This is a genomic window from Janthinobacterium sp. SUN100, from assembly GCF_030397705.1.
GTDB lineage: Bacteria > Pseudomonadota > Gammaproteobacteria > Burkholderiales > Burkholderiaceae_D > Janthinobacterium > Janthinobacterium kumbetense.
This window is the reverse complement of the sequence record NZ_JAPUBU010000005.1, coordinates 35,253-57,180: the sequence shown is the minus strand read 5'-3', so window position 1 is coordinate 57,180 and position 21,928 is coordinate 35,253. Positions and strand designations below refer to the sequence as shown.

Here is a 21,928-nt window from a genome sequence, read left to right as displayed (position 1 = left end):
AAGTCAGCGACCTTATTTTTGCGCCAGGAAGTCCAGCAGGGTCAGGGCCACGATCTTACTGGCCTTGCGCAAATCGTCGAGCGCCAGGCGCTCGTCGGCCTTCTTCGCATTCGATTCGGGCACCGTGCGCGGACCGGCGCCATACAGCACGGCGGGGATGCCCCGCTCGCCATACAGACGCGCATCCGCATACAGGGGCGTGCCAACGGCGGGAATCGTTTCGCCGAGGATGACTTGCGCATTCTTTTGCAGGCTGCTCACCAGCTGCTCGGAGCCGGGCAAGGGGCGCAGCGCGTGCGACAGCAGCAGGCGGCGGATCTCGAGGCGGATGCCGGGATCGCCCCGCACGGCGTCCTCGATCAGCGCGCGCACCTGCGCTTCCACCGCCACCGGGTCTTCTTCGGGAATCATGCGGCGGTCCATCTTCATGACGACCTTGCCCGGCACCACATTGGTATTCGTGCCGCCGTCGATGCGCCCCACCAGCATGGTGGGCGAATCGATGCCCGCCACTTTGGATCTGACCTTTTTCAGCTCCGGCAACTGGCCGTAGATGGCGTTGAGTATCTTGTTGGCCGCCTGCAGCGCGTCGTGTCCTGTCTCCGGCATGGAGCCGTGGCCCGACTTGCCGTGCACGGTGATTTCCAGCTGCAGGCAGGCGTTGTGGGCGGTGACGATGCCGTAGCTGAAACCGGCGGCGATGACGAAATCGGGCTTCGTCAGCTGCTGCTCCAGCAGCCAGCCCGGTCCCAGCAAGCCGCCGAATTCCTCGTCGTACGTGAAGTGCAGCTCAAGCTGGCCCTTCAAGGGAATTCCCAGCGCTTCGAGCGCGCGCGCGGCAAACACATAGGTGGCGAAATCGCCTTTCGAGACGGCCGTCGCGCGACCGTAGATATAGCCATCGTCGATCTGGCCGCCATACGGCGGATACGTCCAGTTGTCGCCGGGCGGCACCACGTCGCCATGCGCATTCAGGGCCACGGTCGGACCGCCCGCGGCATACGGCCGGCGCACGATCAGGTTGGTGATGCTTTGCATGCCGTACGCTTCCACCTGCTCCGCTGGCACGGCGTGCTTTTCCGCCTGCCAGCCATACGCCTGCAGCAGCTGTGCCACCAGTTCCGCATGGGGCGCGTTATTGCCGGGCGGCGTATCCGTCGGCTGCTGCACCACCTTTTGCAAAAAGGCGACTTCCTCGTCAAAATGGCTGTCGATCCAGGCCATAATCTGTTCTACGTGTGTTGTCATTTTGCTCCTTGCATGGTCTGTTGCAGCCAGGCGCCCAGCTCACTGCGCTCGGCGTCCGTCATATTGGTCAGGTTCCCGATCGGCATGGCCTTCAGTTCGATGGCCTGCTTGTAGATCTGCGCCGCGTGTTGTCGGATTTCCGTTTCATTATCCAGCATCATGCCGGCCGGCGCCGTGGCGAAGCCCGGTTGCGTGGGCTGGGCCGAATGGCAGGTGGCGCAGCGCTGGGCGATGATGGCATGCACGGCCTTGAATTGCGCTGCGGGGTTCGCCGCCGGCGCGGCCGCCACCGCCACGGGCGCCTTGGGCGCGATGGCCACGGCCACGGCCACCAGCAAGGCCACGCCCAGGGCCGGATAGCGCCACTCGACCCGGCCCTTGTGGCGCAGGTTGAAGAAGTGGCGGATAAAGACGCCGGCCGCCATGATCAGCGCCAGCACCAGCCAGGCGTGATCGTTGCGGTAGGTCATCGCGTAGTGGTTGCTGATCATGATGAACAGCACGGGCAACGTAAAATAATTGTTATGCACGCTGCGCTGCTTGGCTTTCAGGCCGTGTTTGGGATCGGGCAGTTTTCCGGCGGCCATGGCTTCGACCATCTTGCGCTGGCCGGGAATGATCAGCATCAGCACATTGGCTACCATGATGGTGCCGATCATGGCGCCCACGTGGATGTAGGCGGCGCGCCCGCTGAGCAAGTGCGTGAGCACATACGCGGCGCCGACGATCATTGCAAACACCGTCACGCCGAACCACAGCTCGTATTGCGCCAGCTTTGATCGGCACAGCAGGTCGTACGCGGTCCAGCCGATGACGAGGGTAGCGATGCCGATGCCGATCGCCTGGCCGCTGCTGATGTCGGCCACGGATTTGTCGATCATCATGGCCTGTGCATTGAAGTAGTAGGCAATCGTCAGCAGGGCAAAGCCGGACAGCCAGGTCGAATACGCTTCCCACTTGAACCAGTGCAGTTCCTTCGGCAGTTCGGCGGGAGCCACCAGGTATTTTTGCGGGTTGTAAAAGCCGCCGCCATGTACGGCCCACAGCTCGCCCGACACGCCCTTCTTCGCCAGCTCGGAGCCGGGCGCGGGCGGGCGGATCGAGTTGTCGAGCCAGACGAAATAAAAGGAAGCGCCGATCCAGGCAATGCCCGTGATGACGTGCAGCCAGCGGACGATCAGGTTCAGCCACTCAAGGCCGTACGGAATCAGGTAGGCAAATACTTCCATAAATTTCCTCTAGTCAGACCGAACCAATATTCGTGCCAATCTACACAAGATAAACGGATTTACCGCCCATCACATGAAAAATATCGTATATTTGACATATTCAAATCGATATACAACAGAGCCGCCGCCACATGTCCAGCCTGCCGCAACACCTCGACCTGCACTTGATCCGCATCCTCTACCTGCTGCTGGTGGAAAAGAATGTCTCACGCGTGGCGCTGAAACTCAATCAGCCGCAACCTTCGATTTCCGCCTCCCTGCGCAAGCTGCGCGAACTGACGGGCGACCCGCTGCTCGTGCGCGGCGCGCGCGGCATGGTGCCAACCCAGCATGGCGAAAGTCTGCTCAATCCGGCCAAGCGCATCCTCGACCAGACGGAGAGCCTGTTCGTCAAGAAGACGCCATTCGTGGCGCAGGAAGAAGCGCGCACTTTCCACATCGCCGCGCCCGACTACCTGGACAGCCAGTTCCTGCCCAACGTGGTGGCCCTGCTGCGCCGCGGCTCGCCGAAAAGCCGCGTCGTGCTGCACAGCCTGGGGCCCGGCATCGACCATATCCGCCAACTGTCCGATGGGGGCCTGGACCTGGTCATCGCCAACTGGGACGAGCCGCCCGCGCATCTGCACATCTCGAAGCTGTTCGAAGACCCCATCATCTGCGCCATGCATGCGGAAAACGCCTATGCGCGGCGCACGGCCAGCGACGCCATGACCCTCGACGATTATCTGAGCCTGCCCCACGTGGCGCCGTCGCAGATGATGCCCGGCTACCACGGCGTGATCGATTCCTTCCTCGAACGGCAAAACCTGCAGCGCAACGTGGTAGTGGAATCGGCGTATTTCGGCCTGATCCCCTACATGCTGACGCAGACGGACCTGGTGCTGACCACGGGCCGGCAATTCATGCGCTTCTATGAAAAGACGCTGCCGCTGAAAACTTATACCGTACCTCTGAAATTCCCGCCCATGCGTTTTTACCAGCTGTGGCACCAGCGCGTGCACCAGGCGCCCGAACACAAATGGCTGCGCGACCAGGTCAGCGCGGCCGCCAAGGCGCTGGTGCAGCGATAGCCGCTATCAGCAAGCGCATATAATGGAGACAGGAACAGGGCGCTATCATCACCGCTTGCATGATCGGAAAACCATGACCACCCTTTCAGACCTGAACGCCGGCAGCACGGCAGACTTTATCGCACGGCTGCACGGCATCTATGAACATTCGCCCTGGATCGCCCAGCGCGCGGCACCCGCCCGGCCATTTGCCAGCCTGACGGCACTCAAGACGGAGCTGCAGCACGTGCTGGCGCAAGCTTCGCCCGAAGAGCAGCTGGGGCTGATACGCGCCCACCCGGAGCTGGCCGGCAAGGCCGCCATCGCAGGGCAATTGACGGCGGAATCGACGCGCGAGCAGGCCAAGTCCGGCCTGAACCTGTGCAGCGCCGACGAATTCGCCACCCTGCAGCAACTGAACGACGACTACAACGCCAAGTTCGGTTTTCCCTTTATCCTGGCCGTCAAGGGCCCGACGGGCGAAGGCTTGACGCGCCAGGACATCATCGCCACGTTTGCGCGGCGCCTGAAGAACCGGCGCGCCGATGAACTGGCCGAATCGCTGCGGCAGATCAAGCGCATCGCCGAGCTGCGCCTGAACGACCTGTTCGACGTGCGCCTGGACTTCGGTCCGGCCATCATGCAGCAGGCGGAAACCCTGGCCGGCTGGAGCGACAGCGATTACAACCTGACCTGCGCTTACCTGACGCCGGCGCACCAGAAAACGGCAGCACAGCTGGCCGACTGGATGCGGGACGCGAGCATGCAGGTGCACATCGACGCCGTCGGCAACGTGGTCGGGCGCTATCTGTCCGATGCACCCGGCGCAAAAACCCTGATGACGGGATCGCATTACGACACGGTGCGCAACGGCGGCAAGTACGATGGCCGCCTGGGCATCGTGCTGCCGATCGCCGTCGTGCGCCACCTGCATGAGCGGGGAGAAAGGCTGCCGTTTCACTTCGAGATTGTCGGCTTCGCCGAGGAAGAAGGCGTGCGCTTCAAGAGCACTTTTTTGGGCAGTACGGCCGTCACGGGCAAGTTCGACGTATCGCTGCTGGAACAACTGGATACGGATGGCGTGAGCATGCGCGACGCGCTGGCCGCCGCCGGCCACGAAGTGAGCGCCATCGGCGCTATCGCACGCGATCCCACCGACTTGCTCGGCTATGTGGAAGTGCATATCGAGCAGGGTCCCGTGCTGCTGGAACGCGACCTGCCGCTGGGGATCGTCACGGCGATTGCCGGCAGCTCGCGCTACCTGGTCAATCTTGGCGGCGTGGCCAGCCACGCAGGCACCACGCCCATGACCATGCGCAAGGATGCCGCCAGCGCGGCGGCCGAAATCATCCTGCTGGTGGAGCGGCGCTGCAACCAGGGCGAGGCGCTGGTGGGCACCGTGGGGCAGCTGCACGTGCCGAACGGCTCTGTCAACGTGATCGCCGGCGCCTGCACCCTGTCGCTCGACATCCGCGCGGCCGTTGATGCCGTGCGCCAGGCAGCCGTCGACGATATTCTCGATGGCATCGCCGCCATTTGTGCGCGGCGCCAGATCGACTACCAGCTGGAACTGCTGCTGTCGGCGCGTGCCGCGCCGTGCGCGCCGTGGCTGATGGCGCAGCTGGCGCAAGCCGTGGAATCGGTCGGCGTCGAACCATACGCGCTGCTGTCGGGCGCCGGCCACGACGCCATGGCCATGGCTGCCATCACCGACGTGGCCATGCTATTTACCCGTTGCGGCAATGGCGGCATCAGCCACAACCCGCTGGAAACCATGACGGCCGACGACGCCGACATCGCGGCACGCGCCCTGCTGGCGTTTTTGCGCAACTTCCAGCCCAAGCCGTAAGACTACACAGCCACGGCCCGCTCCAGCATCGCGTGCAGCAGCACGTTGCAGCCCGCTTCCAGGTGCTCGGGCTTGGCGTCCTCGATTTCATTGTGGCTGATGCCATCCTTGCACGGCACGAAGATCATGCCGGCCGGCGCCAGCCTGGCCGCGTAGATGGCATCGTGGCCGGCGCCGGACACCACGTCCATCACCGAGTAGCCCAGCTTTGCCGTGGCGTTGCGCACGGCGCCCACGCAGTCGGGATGGAACGGGCATGGCGGGTAATAGGAAACCCGCTCAAGAGAGATATCCAGTCCAGTACCAGTGCGCGTGGCGTCGATAAAGGCCGTGATTTCGCCATGCATGGTGTTGAGAAGTTCATCATTCACGTTACGCAGGTCGATGCTGAATTTGACTTCGCCGGGAATCACGTTACGGCTGTTGGGGAAGACCTGCACCATGCCCACCGTGCCGCGGCCATACGGCGGGTAGCGGTTGGCGATGGCGACGACTTCCTGCATGATGGTGGTGGATACCTGCAGCGCATCCTTGCGCAAGCCCATGGGCGTGGGGCCCGCATGCGCCTCCATGCCCGTCACCACGCAGTCGTACCACGACAGTCCCATCACGGCCGGCACCACGCCGATCACCTTGTCCGCGTCTTCCAGCACGGGACCCTGCTCTATGTGCGTCTCGAAGTAGGCGCCGATGGGATGATCGCCCGGCACCTGGACGCCACGATAGCCGATGCGCGCCAGTTCCTCGCCCACCGTTTTGCCATCCGTGTCTTTCGCCGCATACGCGGTTTCGAGCGAAAAGGCGCCGCAGAACACGCCCGAGCCCATCATCACGGGCACGAAGCGCGAGCCTTCCTCGTTGGTCCAGAAGGCCACTTCGATGGGAGCCTGCGTCTTGATCTTCAGATCGTTCAGGGTGCGTACCACTTCCAGACCGGCCAGTACGCCGTAATTGCCATCGAACTTGCCGCCCGTGGGCTGCGTGTCGATGTGGCTGCCCGTCATCACGGGCGGCAAGCTATTGTCGGTGCCGTCACGGCGCATGAAGACATTGCCTATCTGGTCGATGGTGATGCTCATACCGGCTTCCTTGCCCCAGCCTACCACCAGGTCGCGCCCCTGCTTGTCCAGGTCCGTCAGGGCCAGGCGCTTGACGCCGCCCTTCGCTGTCGCGCCGATTTGCGCCAGTTCCATCAGGGCCGCCCACAGCCGTTCGCCATTGATACGCAATGCATCCATCGTCAACTCCTTATGCGGTGGTGGCGGAAAACGCGGGCCGCTCAACATAGCGCCCGGCCCCTTCCACCGCCATCAGTTCACCCTTGTGGAAGACCACCTTGCCGGCGGCAATCGTGGTGCTGGGGATGCCGCGCACGGTACGTCCTTCGAAGACATTGAAGCCTCCCTTGGCGAACTGCGTGGCGGCGGAAATGGTGCGCGTGCCCTGCGGATCCCACAGCACGATGTCGGCATCGCTGCCAGTGGCGATGATGCCCTTGCGCGGATACATATTGAAGATCTGCGCCGCATTGGTCGACGACACCTTGACGAATTCGGACGGCGTCAGCATGCCGGAATTGACGCCGGCATCCCATACGACGGCCATGCGCTCCTCGACGCCGCCGCAGCCGTTCGGGATGCGCGTGAAGTCGTTCTTGCCGGCCGCCTTCTGCTCGGCGCAGAAGGTGCAGTGGTCGGTGGCAGTCGTATGCAGGTTACCGCTTTGCAAGCCGTGCCACAGGGCCGCCTGATGTTGCTTGCCGCGGAACGGCGGGCTCATGACGTGGCCCGCGACGAAATCGAAATCGTCGCTCTGGTAGACGCTGTCGTCGATCACCAGGTGCCCGGCCAACGCTTCGCCATACACACGCTGACCGTTGGCGCGCGCCCGCGTGATGGCGTCCAGCGACTCGGCGCACGACACGTGCACGATGTACACGGGGGTATTGAGGACGTTGGCAATCGCGATGGCGCGGTTGGCCGCCTCCGCTTCCACGGCCGGAGGGCGCGACAGCGGATGCGCCTGCGGCCCGGTAATTCCCTTCTTGAGCAAGGCTTGCTGCAACTGGAAAACCAGTTCGCCGTTTTCCGCATGCACGGTGGGCAGCGCACCCAGTTCCAGCGAACGTGTAAAACTTTTCACCAGCGTTTCATCGTCGGCCATGATGGCGTTTTTATAGGCCATGAAGTGCTTGAAGCTGTTCACGCCATGTTCGCGCACGAGGGTGCCCATCTCCGCATGTACCTGCTCGCTCCACCAGGTGATCGCCACGTGGAAGGTGTAGTCGCCGGCCGCCTTGGCCGACCACTCGCGCCACTGGTGATACGCCTCGATCAGCGACTGCTTCGGTGCGGGGATGACGAAATCCATGATGGTGGTGGTGCCGCCCGCCAGGCCCGCCGCCGTGCCCGAGAAAAAATCGTCGGACGTCACGGTGCCCATAAAGGGCAGATTCATGTGCGTGTGGGTGTCTATTCCGCCCGGCATCACATACAGGCCGCCCGCATCGATCACCGTGGCGCCGACCGGCACCGGCAGGTTCTCGCCGACGGCGGCAATCGTGTCGCCCTCGATCAGCACATCGGCGCGGAAGGCGCGGTCGGCGTTGACGACAGTACCGCCACGTATCAGTGTAGTCATCTTGTCTCCTTGAGTGATTACGACTGCGGCGCCTGCTGCACTCTCTCCGCCGCCTTGCCCTTCATCATGGCGCCGTAAACGACGGCGGCGATGGCCACGCCCACGAACCAGGCGTAGGTGTAGATGGTTTTAAAACCTTCGGCCACGCCGGGAAACGCCGTGGGGAAGGCCGCGTTCAAAAAGCCCGGGATGTTCGGCAGCACGGCAATGACAAAGGCGATCAGCGCCGCCATGTTCCAGCCATTGCCATACGAGTAGACACCGTCGTCGCGGTACAGCTGTTTGACGTCCAGCTGCGTCTTGCGTACAAAGTAGTAGTCGACGATGAGGATGCCGGCGATGGGGCCCAGCAGGGCCGAATAGCCGATCAGCCAGGTGAAGATATAGCCCTGCGTCGATTCGAGCACCTTCCACGGCATCATGACGATGGCGATGAAGGCCGTGATGTAGCCGCCCATCTTGTACGAAATCTGTTTCGGCGCCAGCGAAGAAAAATCGTAGGCGGGGCCAACCAGATTGGCCGCCAGGTTGACGCTGACCGTGTCGATCAGCAGGATGATCAGGGCGATCAGCACGGCGGCGCCCGTCATGCGGCTGGCCAGGTCGACGGGATCCCAGATGGCCTTGCCGTACATGACGACGGAGCCTGCCGTGACGATCACGGCCAGCATGGCGAGCAATCCCATCGGCACGGGCAGGCCGATCGACTGGCCGATCACCTGGTCGCGCTGCGTCTTGGCGAAGCGCGTGAAGTCGGGAATGTTCAAGGCCAGGGTGGCCCAGAAGCCCACCATGGCCGTCAACGATGGCCAGAAGACGCTCCAGAACTGGCCCGCCTTCTTGCCGCCGGGGATGAATTGCGATGGCTGATCCAGCAGGCTGGCTACGCCGCCGGCCTTGCTGTGCACCCAGTACAGCAGCACGAAGCAGATGAGGATTTTCAAGGGCGCCGTGTAGGTTTCCAGCTTGCGGATCGACTCCATGCCATGCAGGATGTAATAGAACTGGATGGCCCAGAAAGCCAGGAAGCACAGCAACTGGCTGCCATTGATGCCCAGGCCCGCAATCTTCTCGCCGCCCAGCTCATGGCCCGCCAGCACGCCCATCAGGGTGTAGATCATCTGCCCGCCGAACCAGGTCTGGATGCCATACCAGCCGCAGGCGACGACGGCGCGCATCAGGGCCGGAAGACGCGCGCCCATGGTGCCGAACGAGGCGCGCGCCAGCACGGCATACGGGATGCCGTACTTGGTACCCGCATGGCCGATCAGCAGCATGGGCAAGAGCACGATGGCGTTGGCGAGAAAAACCGTGAGCACGGCCTGGTAACCGGACATGCCACTGTCGATCAAGCTGGCCGACAGGGTGTAGGCGGGAATGCACATCACCATGCCGACCCACAGCGCGGCGAAGTGATACCAGCGCCAGGTGCGCTGTGTCGCCGTGGTGGGCGCCAGGTCTTCATTCCAGAGTTGCGTGTTGCCTGAATAGTCGTGGTTCACAGGTATGCTCCATCGGTTGGGAGAGGATCGGTTTTATAGAAACGGCTCGACTTTTAAGTCAACCTAGCTTACCGCAAAGCCCGGCCGCTGTTTACAAATAAAACGCACGCAAAAAACGTGCCCTACGCCGTTTCCGCCAACGCCCGTGGATTCCTGGGGTCTTGCGTCCAGTTCATGTATGGCTTGCCCGTGACCTGCGGCACCATCGTGATGCAGCCCTGCACCGGGCAGGTGATTTCGCACAGGTTGCAGCCCACGCATTCCTCCTTGATCACCTCATACGTGCGCGTGCCGGCAGCGTCGATCAGCTGCGCAATCGACTGGTGCGAGGTGTCTTCGCAAGCCACGTAGCACTTGCCGCATTTGATGCAGTCGTCCTGATTGATCTGCGCGATGACCTGGTAATTCATGTCCAGGTATTTCCAGTCCGTCGTATTGGCCACAGCCTTGCCGGAAAAGTCGCTGATGCGCTCATATCCCTTCTCGTCCATCCAGCGCGACAAGCCATCCTTCATCTCTTCGACGATGCGGAAACCATGCAGCATGGCTGCCGTGCACACCTGCACGCAGCCTGCGCCCAGGGCAAGGAATTCGGCCGCGTCGCGCCAGTTGCCGATGCCGCCGATGCCGGAAATGGGCAAGCCCCGCGTCTGCGGATCGCGGGCGATTTCCGCCACCATGTTCAGCGCGATGGGTTTCACGGCCGCTCCGCAATAGCCGCCGTGCGTGCTGGCGCCGCCCACGATGGGCAAGGCCACCATGCGGTCCAGGTCCAGCGAGGTAATCGAGTTGATGGTGTTGATCAGCGCGACGGCGTCCGCACCGCCCGCCTTGGCCGCGCGCGCCGGCATGCGCACGTCCGTGATGTTGGGCGTGAGCTTGACGATGACGGGGAGTTTGCTGTGCTTCTTGCACCAGGCGGTGACCATCTGCACGTACTCGGGCACCTGACCCACGGCCGCGCCCATGCCCCGCTCCGGCATGCCGTGCGGGCAGCCGAAATTGAGCTCGATGCCGTCCGCGCCTGTCGCCTCCACCTTGGGCAGGATGTCGGCCCAGTAGTGCTCTTCGCACGGCAGCATCAGGGAGACGATCATGGCGCGGTCGGGCCAATCCTTTTTCACCTGCGTGATTTCGCGCAGGTTGATCTCCAGCGAGCGGTCGGTAATGAGTTCGATGTTATTGAAGCCGACCACTTCGCGGTTCTTGCCGTACAAAGCGGAATAGCGCGACGAGACGTTGACGGCGGCAGGGTCTTCACCGAGCGTTTTCCACACGACGCCACCCCATCCCGCTTCGAAGGCGCGCACCACGTTGTAGGCCTTGTCGGTCGGCGGCGCGGACGCCAGCCAGAACGGGTTCGGCGCCTTGATGCCGCAAAATTCGATGCTGAGATCAGCCATTATGCAGCCTCCACTTTATTGAATAAATCGGAATGGATGGCCAGTGCGGCCAGCTTGCCATGCTGGACGGCCTGCACCGTCAAGTCCTGTCCCGGCGCCACGCAGTCGCCGCCCGCGTAGATCCCCGGCAGCACCGTGCGAAAGCGCGCATCGACGGCGATCTTGTCGCCGTCTCGCTGCAACAGCGCCGCCATCGGGTCATGCAGCACGTCGGGGTCGAGGCTCTGGCCGATGGCCTTGAAAATGGCGTCAGCCGCCACGTCGAAGGTTTCGCCGGTGCCCGCCAGGCGCGTGCCCTGCATGCGGGTCTTCTCGAAGCGCATGCCGGCCACCTTGCCAGCCGCATCGAGCAACACCTGCTGCGGCTGGGCCCACGTCAGCATGCGCACCTGGTTGGCCTTGGCGATTTCCTGTTCATGATGCGTGGCCGTCATGGCGTCGAAGCCGCGGCGGTAGACGAGAGTGACTTCCTCGGCGCCCAGCCTTTGAATCTGCACGGCCATGTCGATGGCCGTATTGCCGGCGCCAATCACGATCGCCCGTTTCGGCACGGGCAGCGCAGCCAGGTCGTCGGCCTGGCGCAGCGCGGCGATGTAATCGACGGCGGCCAGCAAGCCCGGTGCGTCCTCGCCCGTCAAGCCCAGCTTGCGGCTGGCGCCCAGGCCCAGGCCGAGGAACACGGCGTCATACTGCACATGCAGGTCGCGCAGCTGCAGGTTCTCGCCCAGCACCTGGCGACATCGGATTTCAATGCCGCCGATGTCCAGCAGGAAGTCGATTTCATTTTGCGCGAAATCGTCCGTCAGCTTGTACTTGGCGATGCCGTATTCATTCAAGCCGCCCGCCTTGCCTTCCTTTTCAAAGATCACCACTTCGTGTCCCAGCATGGCCAGGCGGTGCGCGCACGACAGGCCGCCAGGGCCCGCACCGACGATGGCAATTGTCTTGCCCGTGCTTGCCGCCCGTTTGAACGGGTGCTCCGCGAACTGCATATGATCGACGGCGTAGCGCTGCAAGAGGCCGATCTTGACGGGCTGGCCTTCCGCGTCGTGGTTGCGCACGCAAACGTCTTCGCAGAGGATTTCCGTCGGGCAGACGCGGGCGCAGCTGCCGCCCAGGATGTTCTGTTTCAGGATGCCGGCGGCGGCGCCGTTGATGTTCTTGTCGTGGATATTGCGGATGAAGCTGGCCACGTCGATTTCCGACGGACAGATGCGGCTGCACGGCGCGTCGTAGCAGTACAGGCAGCGGGCGCTTTCGATGGCGGCCTGGCGCGCGCTCAAAGGAGGCGCCAGGTCCGTGAAATGGCCCGCCAGTTCCTCGTTGGGCAGGGCGGGATGCGGCAAATAGTTCAGGGACTCGATCATCGCGTTTTCCTTCTTTGATCCTGCGGTGGATTTTCAGTGTGAAACCGTCACTTCATCTGGGGAAAAGCAAATTCCACACCAGCGCTTGCCGTATTCGGCCAGCGCTGCATCACGGCCTTGTGGCGCGTGTAGAAACGCACGCCTTCGGGACCATAGGCGTGGTGGTCGCCGAACATGCTGCGCTTCCAGCCGCCAAAGCTGTTGAAGGCCATCGGCACCGGCAAGGGGATGTTGACCCCCACCATGCCGACCTGGATCTGTCGCACGAATTCGCGCGCCACGCCGCCGTCGCGCGTATAGATGGCCACGCCGTTGCCATACTCGTTGGCATTGATCAGCTCCACCGCATGCACCACGTCTGGGCAGCGGAGCACGCACAGCACGGGGCCAAAAATCTCTTCCTTGTAGATGCTCATGTCGCGCGTCACGTGGTCAAATAAAGTGCCGCCCACAAAGAAGCCGCTCTCGCGGCCCGGCACCACATGGTTGCGGCCATCGACGACCAGGGTCGCGCCCTGCTCCACGCCCGAGGCGATGAGTTTTTCGATACGCTGCTTGGCGGCCAGCGACACGACCGGCCCCATTTCCGCCCCCTCTGCCATGCCGTCGCGCACTTTCAGTGCGGCCGTGCGCGTTGCCAGTGCATCGATCAATTTGTCGCCCGCGTCGCCCACGGCCACGACGACGGAAATGGCCATGCAACGCTCGCCCGCCGAACCGTAGGCGGCGCCGATCAAGGCGTCGACCGTCATGTCCATGTCCGCATCGGGCATCACCACCATGTGGTTTTTCGCGCCGCCCAGCGCTTGCACGCGCTTGCCGCTGGCACTGCCGCGCGCATAGATGTATTCGGCGATCGGCGTGGAACCGACAAAGCTGATCGCCTGCACGACAGGATGATCGAGCAAGGCGTCGACCGTCACCTTGTCGCCCTGTACCACGTTGAAGACGCCGTCGGGCAAGCCCGCCTCCTTCAGCAGTTTGGCGTGCAGCAGGGATGCCGACGGATCGCGCTCCGACGGTTTCAGGACGAAGGTATTGCCGCAGGCGATGGCGACGGGGAACATCCACATCGGCACCATCACGGGAAAATTGAATGGCGTGATGCCGGCCACCACGCCCAGCGCCTGGCGCATGGACCAGGCGTCGATGCCGCGCGAAATCTGGTCCGTGAATTCGCCCTTTAACAATTGCGGGATGCCGACGGCAAACTCCACCATCTCGATGCCGCGCGCCACCTCACCCTGCGCATCCGCGAAAGTCTTGCCGTGCTCGCGCGTGAGCATGGCGGCAAAGTCGTCCGTGTGCTGCTGGCACAGCTGCAGGTAGCGGAACAGCACGCGCGCACGCGTCAAGGGCGGCATTGCGGACCAGGAAGGAAAGGCGGCGGCGGCCGCCTGCACGGCCGCATCCACGTCTTCCACGGTGCCCAGCGCCACCCGGGCCACGGGTACGCCCAGGGCCGGGTTGTACACGGCGCCATAGCGGCCACTATTCGTGTCGACTTTGGCGCCGTTGATGTAGTGGGTGATGGTGTCGAGATCGTTCATGGTGTTCCTTAGTCGAGATTTTTGAGTACCTTGGCCAGCTTGCCAAACAGCTCGTCGACATGCTGTTTTTCCAGCACCAGCGGCGGCGACAGGGCGATGATGTCGCCCGTCGTGCGTATCAGCACGCCGTCGGCGAAGGCTTGTTTGAAGGCGCTGAAGGCGCGCGCACCGGGTTTACCGGCGATGGGATCGAGTTCGATGCCAGCGATAAGGCCAATGCTGCGCAGGTCAATCACGTGCGGCAAGCCTTTCAAGGAATGCACGGCATCGCTCCAATACGCCTGCATCGCTTTCGCGTGGCCGAGAATGTCCTGTTCCTCGAACACTTGCAGGGTCGCCAGCGAGGCGGCGCAGGCCAGCGGGTGACCGGAATACGTGTAACCGTGGAACAGTTCGATGCCGGCCGGCGCATCCATGAAGGCGTCGTGGATATACTTTTTGCTGAAGACGGCCCCCATCGGCACCATGCCGTTGGTCAGGCCCTTGGCCGTCGTCATCAGGTCAGGCTCGACATCGAAATAATCAGCCGCGAACGGCGTCGTCATGCGGCCAAAACCCGTGATGACTTCATCGAAAATCAAGAGGATGCCGTGCTTGGTGCACAGCTCACGCAAGCGTTTCAGATAGCCTTTCGGCGGAATCAGCACGCCCGTGGAGCCGGCCACCGGTTCGACGATGACGGCGGCAATCGTCGAGGCGTCGTGCAGAGCGACGATGCGTTCCAGTTCATCGGCCAGGTGGGTGCCGTATTCGGGCTCGCCCACCGTATAGGCGTTCTTGTCCAGGTTATGCGTGTGCGGCAAATGGTCCACGCCGGGCAACAGCGGGCCAAAGGTCTTGCGGTTGCCGCCGATGCCGCCCACGGAAATGCCGCCGAAGCCCACGCCGTGGTAACCGCGTTCGCGGCCGATCAAGCGCGTACGTGCGCCCTCGCCGCGCGCCCGGTGGTAGGCCAGCGCGATCTTCAAGGCAGTGTCGACGGCTTCGGAACCGGAGTTGGTGTAGAAGACATGGCCAAATTTATGCCCCGTGTAGTCCATCAGTTTTTCCGCCAGGTCGAAGGCGGCCGGATGGCCCATCTGGAAGGTGGGCGCGAAGTCGAGCTGGCCCACCATGTCGCGGATGGCGCAGACGATTTTTGGCTGCGCATGGCCGCAGGGCACGCACCACAGGCCGGCCGTGCCATCGAGGATGCTATTGCCATCGACATCCTTGTAATACATGCCTTCGGCCGACACGAGCAAGCGCGGGTTGGCCTTGAAATCACGGTTGTTCGTAAACGGCATCCAGAATGCCGACATCGATTCCGGCCTTGTTTCGTTCATGACCTTCTCCTTGGGATGGGCTGGCGCGGGGCCAGGATCGTTTTTGACGAAGCGTAAAATAATTTACCAGTTGGCAAAAAGCTGATGTAATAATAGACAGGCCATCCCCAACGGCACAGATACACAAACGGCAAAGTATCCCAACCGTACAGGTCGGAAAACCACTACAGTTTTGTGCAAGGCAGCATAAGGAGCCACCGTGAAGCACAGCGACAGCGCAGACGATGCCCCCGAACAGAGCAGCGGCTGGCCCGTGCTGGACATCGACCGCCAGAAGAAGGGCGGCCTCGTCGAGCAGATCGTCATCGCCATCAGCGTCATGGTGGGCAGCCGCACCCTGCGCATCGGCACGCGCATGCCGTCCGTGCGCCAGTTCGCCCGCTGCAATGGCGTGTCGACGTTTACCGTCGTCGAATCGTATGACCGCCTGGTCAACCTGGGCTTGCTGTCGTCGCGCCGCGGCTCCGGCTATTTCGTCGCACGCCACGATATCGCCGCCTCGCCGCAGACGGCCGTACACGCGAGTCCCACCGCCATCGACGCCCTCACGCCGGACCTGTATTCGGGCGTGTCCGACGCCCTGCCCGTGGGCGCGGGCTGGCTGCCGCCCGAGATGTATGGCGAAGCGACCGTGCTCGACGCCGTGCGCCAGGCCATGCGCATTCCCGCCAGCCGGCTGCGCGGCTATGGCCATCCGCTGGGCTTTCCCTCGCTGCGCCAGCACCTGGCGACAAGCCTGTCGGAAGAGCTGTTCCAGGTGGAGCCGGACCAGGTCTTGCTGACGCATGGCGCCACGCACGCTTTTGACCTGGTCCTGCGCAGCCTGACCAAGCCGGGCGACACGGTGCTGGTGGAAGACCCAGGCTACAGCAATCTGCAGTCGCTGATCCGCCACCATGGCTGCATCCCCGTGGGCATTGCGCGCGGCGAGGCGGGCCTGGACCTCGATGCGCTGGCCAGCGAGGCTGCGCGCACGCAGCCCAAGCTGATGTTCGTCAACACGGTGCTGCAAAATCCGCTCGGCACCTCGCTCAGCCAGACGCAGGCGCACCGCTTGCTGGCACTGGCCGAACAATTCGATTTCTGGCTGGTGGAAGACGATATCTACCGCGAACTGGCGGCGCGCGGCGACGCGTCGCTGGCGGCCATGGATGGCTTGCGCCGCGTGATCCGCGTGGGCAGTTTTTCCAAGACCCTGTCGCCCGTGCTGCGCGTGGGATCGATTTGCGCCTCGCCATCGCTGGTGGCCGAACTGGTACGCGTGAAAATGCTGGCGGGCCTGACGACGTCGGAAATCAACGAGCGCGCCGTCTACCACGCCATCTCCGCGCGGCCCTACAAGCGCATGGTGGAACGGCTGGTGGCGCAGCTCGATGCGGCCCGCGAGCGCAGCATCGATTGCCTGGCGCAGGCGGGCATGGCGCCCGTGGCGCGTCCGCGCGGCGGCATGTTCGTCAGCGCCGGCTGGCCCGATGTGCAAACGCCGGAGTGGAATGGCAAGATCATCGCCGACATGGCCTTGAAGGCCGGTATCCTGCTGTCGCCGAACGAATTTTTCATGCTGCGCGCGCCCGAGACGGTGTGGTTCCGCTTCAACGTGGCCTACACCGACACCCCCGTGCTGCAAGCCTTCCTGCAATCGATCCGCCCACGCTAAAGAATCCGCCATGGCCAGCGACAAATCCCCTGCCCTTTCCGTGAAAAATGCCGGCGGCCGGCGCCTGCAAAACCGCGACCGTCTGGAAGCGGACATCCTGGAGCAAGCCGTGCGCGTGTTCGCGGAAAGCGGCTATGAGGGCGCGTCGATCGCCACCATCGCCGAGCGAGCCGGCCTGTCGAAGCAAAACCTGATGTATTACTTTCCATCCAAGCAGCTGCTGTACCAGCGCGTGCTCGACGACGTGCTCGACGACTGGCTGGCGCGCATGGAATCGCTGGCCAATGAACACGACGAGCCGCGCGACGTGCTGCGCGCGTACATCGGCGCCAAACTGCGTTTTTCGCGCGAACAGCCGTGGGCTTCGCGCGTATATGCGCTGGAAGTGATCAATGGCGCACCCCTGTACGGCGCGCAGATACGCGACCGGGTCGTGCCCCTGCTGCGCAAGGATATCGCCGTCTTCGAAGCCTGGGTCGCCGCCGGCAGGATCGCGCCCGTCAACGCCACGCACCTGATGTTCGCCATCTGGGCCATGACGCAATCGTATGCGGATTTTTCAGCACAGATGGCACTGGTGCTGGAGCGCAAGCAGCTCACGCGCAAGGATTACGAGGATGCCGAAATCCTGCTCACGCACATGGTGCAGGCGGCCATCGCCCTGCCCGGAGCAGTGCCCGGCACGTGATGAAATTTCCAATGAACAATCTGACAGTGATAGCATGGCGCGCTGAAGCGTTTGCAATGGCGACGCAATATCAACAGGATAAGGAACAGGCATGAAACAATGGTCATCGGCGCGCACCGCGTCATTGCTGGGCAAAGCTGCCTGCGCGACGCTGCTGGCAGTGGCGGGCGCGGCACAGGCGCAGACAGTCGGCATGATAGATAACCAGCCGCTGAGCGAAACCTGGCTCAACGCGGGCTTTTATTCGTATCATTTCCAGCGCGACAAGAACCTGAACGACAGCAATCCGGGCCTGGGCGCCGAATACCGTTTTTCCACCGTCGCCTCGGTCACGGCCGGCCGCTTCTACAATAGCGACCGCGCCTATTCGAACTATCTGGGCGTGTACTACCAGCCCATCAAGGTGGGCCCGCTGCGCGTCGGCGCCGTCGTTGGCGGCTTCAGCGGCTATCCGAAGATGCGCGATGGCGGCTGGTTCCCGGCCCTGGTGCCTACCATCAGCTATGAATACCAGCGCGTGGGCGTGAATATCGCCATCGTGCCATCCTACAAGGACCGCCTGTATGGCGCCCTCAGTTTCCAGCTGAAACTCAAGGTGTTTGAATAACCGTTTGTCCCGACCTGTCGCCGTTCGGCCCGCCATTCCTGCCATTCGTCGCATACGCGACGCCTGGCAGCTGGGTTTTGCCTATAGTGGATTCATCGCCAGCTTGCATACGCAGCGGCACCCACACGACAGGAGAACGGCATGAAAGACCTCAATTCGGCACCGGGCAGCACTTCCTTCAGCGCTTTCTGGAACGAGCTGTGCGCTTACACGCGCCAAGGCATGGCCGCCCTGCGCGCCATGTCCTGGCCCATGCTGCTGGCATGCTGCCTGGGCCTGGCGTTCGTGATCACCATCTTGCCGCTGGCAATCATGCTGTTTGCCCTCGTCATGCTGCTGAGATGGGCAAGCAACAGCGATGACATGGACGCGGACACGAAGGCAGCGAACTCTTCGCAGTCGCCGCAATAAAAATTTGCGCAGTAGCAAGAGTGCAATGATTATTCTATGGCACTATGGATGGGCGCAGCACTGACGGGCATCAAACCCCTCCCGATGGATGGTATTGAGACGGAACGCTACGCAAGATTAACAATCGAAGCTACTCCCCCACAGCCATAGGAGTTTTCTGATGACCTCGACTGCAAAAGCCACAACCGGCACGACCATTCCCTGCCTGCGCTACCGCGATGCGCCCGCCGCCATCGAATGGCTGTGCAAGGCGCTCGGCTTTGAAAAACAATTGATTGTGCCTGACGGAAACGGCGGCGTCGCCCATGCGCAATTGAGCTTTGGCAATGGCATGGTCATGGTGGCGCCGGCCATCGACAGCGACTATGGCCGCCTGATGAAACTGCCCGGCGACGTCGGTGGCGCGAACACGCAAAACTGTTACCTGGTCGTCAGCGATGCCGATGCTGTCTACCGCAGCGCGCGCGAAGCGGGCGCCGAAATCGTGCTCGACATCAAGGATGAAGATTACGGCGGACGGGGCTTTACCTGCCGCGACCCGGAAGGCCATATCTGGAGCCTGGGCACCTACGATCCATGGTAAGACGGAGAACAATGATTATCAGTACCCTCGCCGCCGCCAGCCTTGCGCTGATCGGCGGTTTCCTGTCCGCTCCCGTCCTCGTCGACGAGCACCTCAACCGCGTCCATCCTCCGTCCGGCAAGGCGCCATCGGCAGCCACTGTGGCCCTGCACCAGAGCCTGTGGATCGCCGACCTGCACGCGGACAGCCTGCTGTGGCAACGCAACCTGAACCGCGACAGCCAGCGCGGGCATGTCGACTTCCCCCGCCTGCAGCGGGCCAACGTGGCGCTGCAAGCCTTTTCCGTCGTCACCAAGACGCCGCGCAAGATGAATATCGAGCGCAATGGCAGCGATACGGACAACATCACGGCCCTGGTGGTGGCGCAAGGCTTGCCGCCTGCCACCTGGAACAGCCTGCTGGCGCGCGCCACCTACCAGGCCGACGAGCTGCGCCAGCAAGCGGCCAAGAGCCAGGGCAAGGTCAGGGTCATCGGCAGCCGCGCCCAGCTGCGCAGCTTCATCGCCGCGCGCGAGCAAGATCCCGCCCTGCTGGCCGGCTGGCTGACACTGGAAGGCGCGCATGCGCTCGAAGGCAAGCTGGACAACCTCGATACCCTGTACCGGGCCGGCTACCGCATGGCCGCGCCCACGCATTTCTTCGACACGGAACTGTCCGGCTCCCAGCACGGCTTGAAGAAAGGCGGCTTGACGCCGCTGGGCAAGCAATGGCTGCGCGCCATGGAGCAACGCAAGATGATCGTCGACCTGGCGCACGCCTCGCCAGCCACCATCGACGACGTATTGACGATGGCGAAACGCCCCGTAATGGTGTCGCACACGGGCGTGCGCGGCACTTGCGCCAACGGGCGCAACCTGAGCGACGCACAACTGAAACGCATCGCCGCCCAGGGTGGCCTGGTGGGCATCGGTTTCTGGAATACGGCCGTCTGCGGCAAGGACGTGGCGTCCATCGCGCGCGCCATCAAGTACACGGTAAAACTGATCGGTGCGGAGCACGTGGCCTATGGCTCGGACTTCGACGGCGCCGTCACCACGGCCATCGATGCGACGGGCTTGCCGCGCCTGACGCAAGCCCTGCTCGACGCAGGCTTGTCGGAAGCGCAGATCCGCCGCGTGGCGGGAGAAAACGTGCGCGACTTTTTACTGAAAAACCTGCCGGACGATGACGCCTAGGCTAGCCTAACGCCTGGACCAGGGCCTGGTCGGCCACCTGGCGTGGCCGGATGCGTATCAGCTTGCGGTACAGCGGCGGCATCGACTCGCACAGCGCCAGCAGCGCGTCTTCCGCCATGACGGGTCGCACGTACTGGAATTGCGCCGGATTATTCTCCGGCAGTGCCCCCTCCATGGTGGAGCCGTAGGCGCCCAGGGTCATGAAACTGGCGGCGCTGTCGTCCGGGCCGATGGCCAGCACGAAGGTGCCGTGCTTGGGGTGGCCCAGATAGCTTTTGAATTCTTCCTGCAGCGCCGGCGCCGCATTCGCCATCAGCTCAAAGCGCAGCTGCGCGTACTGCCGCGTGCATTCCATGAACGGCGTGCGGATGGCCGATTGCGCCACGTTTCCCGGCATGCACAGCAGCAGGTTGCCGAAGGAATCGAGCAAGGCGGCCGCGTCGCCCTGGCCACCATCGCGCACATCCTGCTCCATGGCCGCCTGCAGGAATGGCGCCAGGCCCGCATCGGGCGCGTGCGGGTCGCAACGGTAAGTGAGGGCATCGGGATAGCGGCGGCGCAGGGCGCGCACCACGGCATGCTCGGATGGCAAGGTGGCGGGATCGCGCAAGTACACGTCGTCGCCGGCGTTCAGCAGCTGCATCACCTGCGCCGATGTCGACTCGAACACGAGCGAGCACAGAGCCTGCGTCGCCTCGTGGATGCTCTTGCCGATGAAAAAAGACTTGGGCGTGGCGCCGGAAGGCAGGCGCGCATACTCGGTGGCGCCGCGCACGGCCGGATAGCAAAAGCTGCGACCGGCCTGCGCCTGCAGGGGCGCCGGCAAAGCTGTAAACGTGGCGCTACCATCGTAATTGATGCCGGCCTTGACATCGGGCGCGGCCACCACCACGTTGAAACCGGCCGCCAGAATCGCTCCCGTGCACATGCAGCAGGGGTCGAGCGAGGTGACGATGGTCAGTTCGCCCGGCGGCGGCAAGGGCGTGCCCTTGGCCCGTTCGGCGAAATACCAGTCCACCAGCTGGCGTTCGCCATGCGCCGTGGGATCGAACACCAGGCCCTGGCGCACGACGTTGTTGTGCATCGATTGCAGCACGTTGCCGGCACCATCGAGCAGCACGCCGCCCACGCCGAAGGTGCCTTGCGTCTTGGCGGCCATGGCTTCGGCCGCGGCAATCGCCACGGCGGCCTGGATGTCGATCGTCTTGTTCAAGCGGATCCTGTTACTTCATGTCCAGGTCGGAATTGCCGAAGCCATGCGGCAGCAGCCAGCCCGCCGTCACTTCCATGACATCGTTTTTCAGGTTCGTCAGAATTACGGGCAGGTCGGCGCCGCCCATCTCGAACATCACCTGACGGCAGGCGCCGCATGGCGAAATCGGTTCCGCCGTGTCGCCCGTGACGGCCAGCTTGGCGAAATCGCCCGGTTTGCAGCCATGCGCGATGGCGCTGAAAAACGCCGTGCGCTCGGCGCAGTTGCACAGGCCATAAGCGGCGTTTTCCACGTTACAGCCACGGAAGACGCGGCCATCCTTGCACAGCAGCGCCGCGCCCACCTTGAAACGCGAGTAGGGCGCGTAGGCCAGTTCACGGCCGGCATTGGCTTCGGCGATCAGTTCTTGGTTGTTCATTTTTTCTGCAATAC

Annotated in this window: 19 protein-coding genes; 8 read left to right on the top strand and 11 right to left on the bottom strand. The window is 63.2% G+C overall.

Annotated elements, in window-relative coordinates:
- Positions 1 to 12: 12 nt before the first annotated feature.
- Both O0881_RS23235 and O0881_RS23230 read right to left on the bottom strand, forming a co-directional pair.
- Positions 13 to 1,248 (bottom strand): M20/M25/M40 family metallo-hydrolase, encoded by a 1,236-nt coding sequence (locus tag O0881_RS23235; protein WP_289913277.1) that lies wholly within the window; start codon positions 1,246 to 1,248, stop codon positions 13 to 15.
- Complete coding sequence (locus O0881_RS23230; protein WP_289913276.1) at positions 1,245 to 2,477, bottom strand: urate hydroxylase PuuD; 1,233 nt, start codon at positions 2,475 to 2,477, stop codon at positions 1,245 to 1,247. Before O0881_RS23230 ends, O0881_RS23235 begins: the two co-directional genes overlap by 4 nt.
- A 131-nt stretch (positions 2,478 to 2,608) precedes the next feature.
- Between O0881_RS23230 and O0881_RS23225 the strand changes: the two genes are divergently transcribed.
- Together O0881_RS23225 and O0881_RS23220 are read left to right on the top strand one after the other, a co-directional pair.
- Complete coding sequence (locus O0881_RS23225; protein WP_034754583.1) at positions 2,609 to 3,547, top strand: LysR family transcriptional regulator; 939 nt, start codon at positions 2,609 to 2,611, stop codon at positions 3,545 to 3,547.
- Positions 3,548 to 3,620: 73 nt separating this feature from the next.
- Complete coding sequence (locus O0881_RS23220) at positions 3,621 to 5,375, top strand: allantoate amidohydrolase (RefSeq protein WP_289913275.1); 1,755 nt, start codon at positions 3,621 to 3,623, stop codon at positions 5,373 to 5,375.
- Between the two features lie 2 nt (positions 5,376 to 5,377).
- Here O0881_RS23220 and O0881_RS23215 read toward each other — a convergent pair whose 3' ends face one another.
- From O0881_RS23215 to O0881_RS23185, 7 genes are all read right to left on the bottom strand, one after another.
- Entirely contained in the window at positions 5,378 to 6,613 is a 1,236-nt protein-coding gene (locus O0881_RS23215) for a Zn-dependent hydrolase (RefSeq protein WP_289913274.1), read from the bottom strand.
- Between the two features lie 10 nt (positions 6,614 to 6,623).
- Positions 6,624 to 8,015: a dihydropyrimidinase gene (gene hydA, locus O0881_RS23210; protein ID WP_289913273.1), complete on the bottom strand. Its 1,392-nt coding sequence runs from the start codon at positions 8,013 to 8,015 to the stop codon at positions 6,624 to 6,626.
- Between the two features lie 17 nt (positions 8,016 to 8,032).
- Positions 8,033 to 9,517, bottom strand: a complete 1,485-nt coding sequence (locus O0881_RS23205) for an NCS1 family nucleobase:cation symporter-1 (RefSeq protein ID WP_289913272.1) — start codon at positions 9,515 to 9,517, stop codon at positions 8,033 to 8,035.
- Between the two features lie 122 nt (positions 9,518 to 9,639).
- Complete coding sequence (preA, locus tag O0881_RS23200; protein ID WP_289913271.1) at positions 9,640 to 10,920, bottom strand: NAD-dependent dihydropyrimidine dehydrogenase subunit PreA; 1,281 nt, start codon at positions 10,918 to 10,920, stop codon at positions 9,640 to 9,642.
- Positions 10,920 to 12,287 (bottom strand): NAD(P)-dependent oxidoreductase, encoded by a 1,368-nt coding sequence (locus tag O0881_RS23195; protein ID WP_289913270.1) that lies wholly within the window; start codon positions 12,285 to 12,287, stop codon positions 10,920 to 10,922. The genes preA and O0881_RS23195 overlap by 1 nt, the downstream gene beginning before the upstream one ends.
- 47 nt (positions 12,288 to 12,334) lie before the next feature.
- Positions 12,335 to 13,837 (bottom strand): CoA-acylating methylmalonate-semialdehyde dehydrogenase, encoded by a 1,503-nt coding sequence (locus O0881_RS23190; RefSeq protein WP_289913269.1) that lies wholly within the window; start codon positions 13,835 to 13,837, stop codon positions 12,335 to 12,337.
- 8 nt (positions 13,838 to 13,845) lie between these two features.
- The gene (locus O0881_RS23185; RefSeq protein ID WP_289913268.1) at positions 13,846 to 15,162 is read right to left on the bottom strand and encodes an aspartate aminotransferase family protein; all 1,317 of its coding nucleotides are present in this window, start codon (positions 15,160 to 15,162) and stop codon (positions 13,846 to 13,848) included.
- A 199-nt stretch (positions 15,163 to 15,361) separates the two neighbouring features.
- Between O0881_RS23185 and O0881_RS23180 the strand changes: the two genes are divergently transcribed.
- The 6 genes from O0881_RS23180 to O0881_RS23155 all read left to right on the top strand — a co-directional run bounded on the left by O0881_RS23180 (position 15,362) and on the right by O0881_RS23155 (position 20,283).
- Positions 15,362 to 16,819 carry a PLP-dependent aminotransferase family protein gene (locus tag O0881_RS23180; protein ID WP_289913267.1) on the top strand — a complete coding sequence of 486 codons (1,458 nt, stop codon included), beginning with the start codon at positions 15,362 to 15,364 and terminating at the stop codon, positions 16,817 to 16,819.
- A gap of 10 nt (positions 16,820 to 16,829) precedes the next feature.
- On the top strand, positions 16,830 to 17,507 hold the full coding sequence (locus O0881_RS23175; protein WP_289913266.1) for a TetR/AcrR family transcriptional regulator: 678 nt from the start codon (positions 16,830 to 16,832) through the stop codon (positions 17,505 to 17,507).
- Positions 17,508 to 17,598: 91 nt separating this feature from the next.
- A complete protein-coding gene (locus O0881_RS23170) occupies positions 17,599 to 18,114 on the top strand; it encodes a hypothetical protein (protein ID WP_099665363.1) in 516 nt (171 codons plus the stop codon).
- Positions 18,115 to 18,255: 141 nt separating this feature from the next.
- Complete coding sequence (locus tag O0881_RS23165) at positions 18,256 to 18,525, top strand: hypothetical protein (protein WP_289906405.1); 270 nt, start codon at positions 18,256 to 18,258, stop codon at positions 18,523 to 18,525.
- A 160-nt stretch (positions 18,526 to 18,685) separates the two neighbouring features.
- Positions 18,686 to 19,108 (top strand): VOC family protein, encoded by a 423-nt coding sequence (locus tag O0881_RS23160; protein ID WP_099665365.1) that lies wholly within the window; start codon positions 18,686 to 18,688, stop codon positions 19,106 to 19,108.
- 11 nt (positions 19,109 to 19,119) lie between these two features.
- Entirely contained in the window at positions 19,120 to 20,283 is a 1,164-nt protein-coding gene (locus O0881_RS23155) for a dipeptidase (protein ID WP_289913265.1), read from the top strand.
- 1 nt (position 20,284) lies between these two features.
- On the opposite strand, the gene O0881_RS23150 is transcribed toward O0881_RS23155, so the two are convergent.
- Positions 20,285 to 21,496, bottom strand: coding sequence for a nucleoside deaminase (locus O0881_RS23150; RefSeq protein ID WP_289913264.1), 1,212 nt, complete (start codon positions 21,494 to 21,496; stop codon positions 20,285 to 20,287).
- 10 nt (positions 21,497 to 21,506) lie between these two features.
- Positions 21,507 to 21,926, bottom strand: coding sequence for a cytidine deaminase (locus tag O0881_RS23145; RefSeq protein ID WP_354004615.1), 420 nt, complete (start codon positions 21,924 to 21,926; stop codon positions 21,507 to 21,509).
- Positions 21,927 to 21,928 lie beyond the last annotated feature (2 nt).

Coding starts and splice junctions, on each gene's coding strand:
- O0881_RS23185 (WP_289913268.1), bottom strand. CDS start 15,162: ATGAACGAAACAAGGCCGGAATCGATGTCGGCATTCTGGATGCCGTTT.
- O0881_RS23160 (WP_099665365.1), top strand. CDS start 18,686: ATGACCTCGACTGCAAAAGCCACAACCGGCACGACCATTCCCTGCCTG.
- O0881_RS23165 (WP_289906405.1), top strand. CDS start 18,256: ATGAAAGACCTCAATTCGGCACCGGGCAGCACTTCCTTCAGCGCTTTC.
- O0881_RS23170 (WP_099665363.1), top strand. CDS start 17,599: ATGAAACAATGGTCATCGGCGCGCACCGCGTCATTGCTGGGCAAAGCT.
- hydA (WP_289913273.1), bottom strand. CDS start 8,015: ATGACTACACTGATACGTGGCGGTACTGTCGTCAACGCCGACCGCGCC.
- O0881_RS23190 (WP_289913269.1), bottom strand. CDS start 13,837: ATGAACGATCTCGACACCATCACCCACTACATCAACGGCGCCAAAGTC.
- O0881_RS23215 (WP_289913274.1), bottom strand. CDS start 6,613: ATGGATGCATTGCGTATCAATGGCGAACGGCTGTGGGCGGCCCTGATG.
- O0881_RS23195 (WP_289913270.1), bottom strand. CDS start 12,287: ATGATCGAGTCCCTGAACTATTTGCCGCATCCCGCCCTGCCCAACGAG.
- O0881_RS23235 (WP_289913277.1), bottom strand. CDS start 1,248: ATGACAACACACGTAGAACAGATTATGGCCTGGATCGACAGCCATTTT.
- preA (WP_289913271.1), bottom strand. CDS start 10,920: ATGGCTGATCTCAGCATCGAATTTTGCGGCATCAAGGCGCCGAACCCG.
- O0881_RS23175 (WP_289913266.1), top strand. CDS start 16,830: ATGGCCAGCGACAAATCCCCTGCCCTTTCCGTGAAAAATGCCGGCGGC.
- O0881_RS23220 (WP_289913275.1), top strand. CDS start 3,621: ATGACCACCCTTTCAGACCTGAACGCCGGCAGCACGGCAGACTTTATC.
- O0881_RS23155 (WP_289913265.1), top strand. CDS start 19,120: ATGATTATCAGTACCCTCGCCGCCGCCAGCCTTGCGCTGATCGGCGGT.
- O0881_RS23230 (WP_289913276.1), bottom strand. CDS start 2,477: ATGGAAGTATTTGCCTACCTGATTCCGTACGGCCTTGAGTGGCTGAAC.
- O0881_RS23225 (WP_034754583.1), top strand. CDS start 2,609: ATGTCCAGCCTGCCGCAACACCTCGACCTGCACTTGATCCGCATCCTC.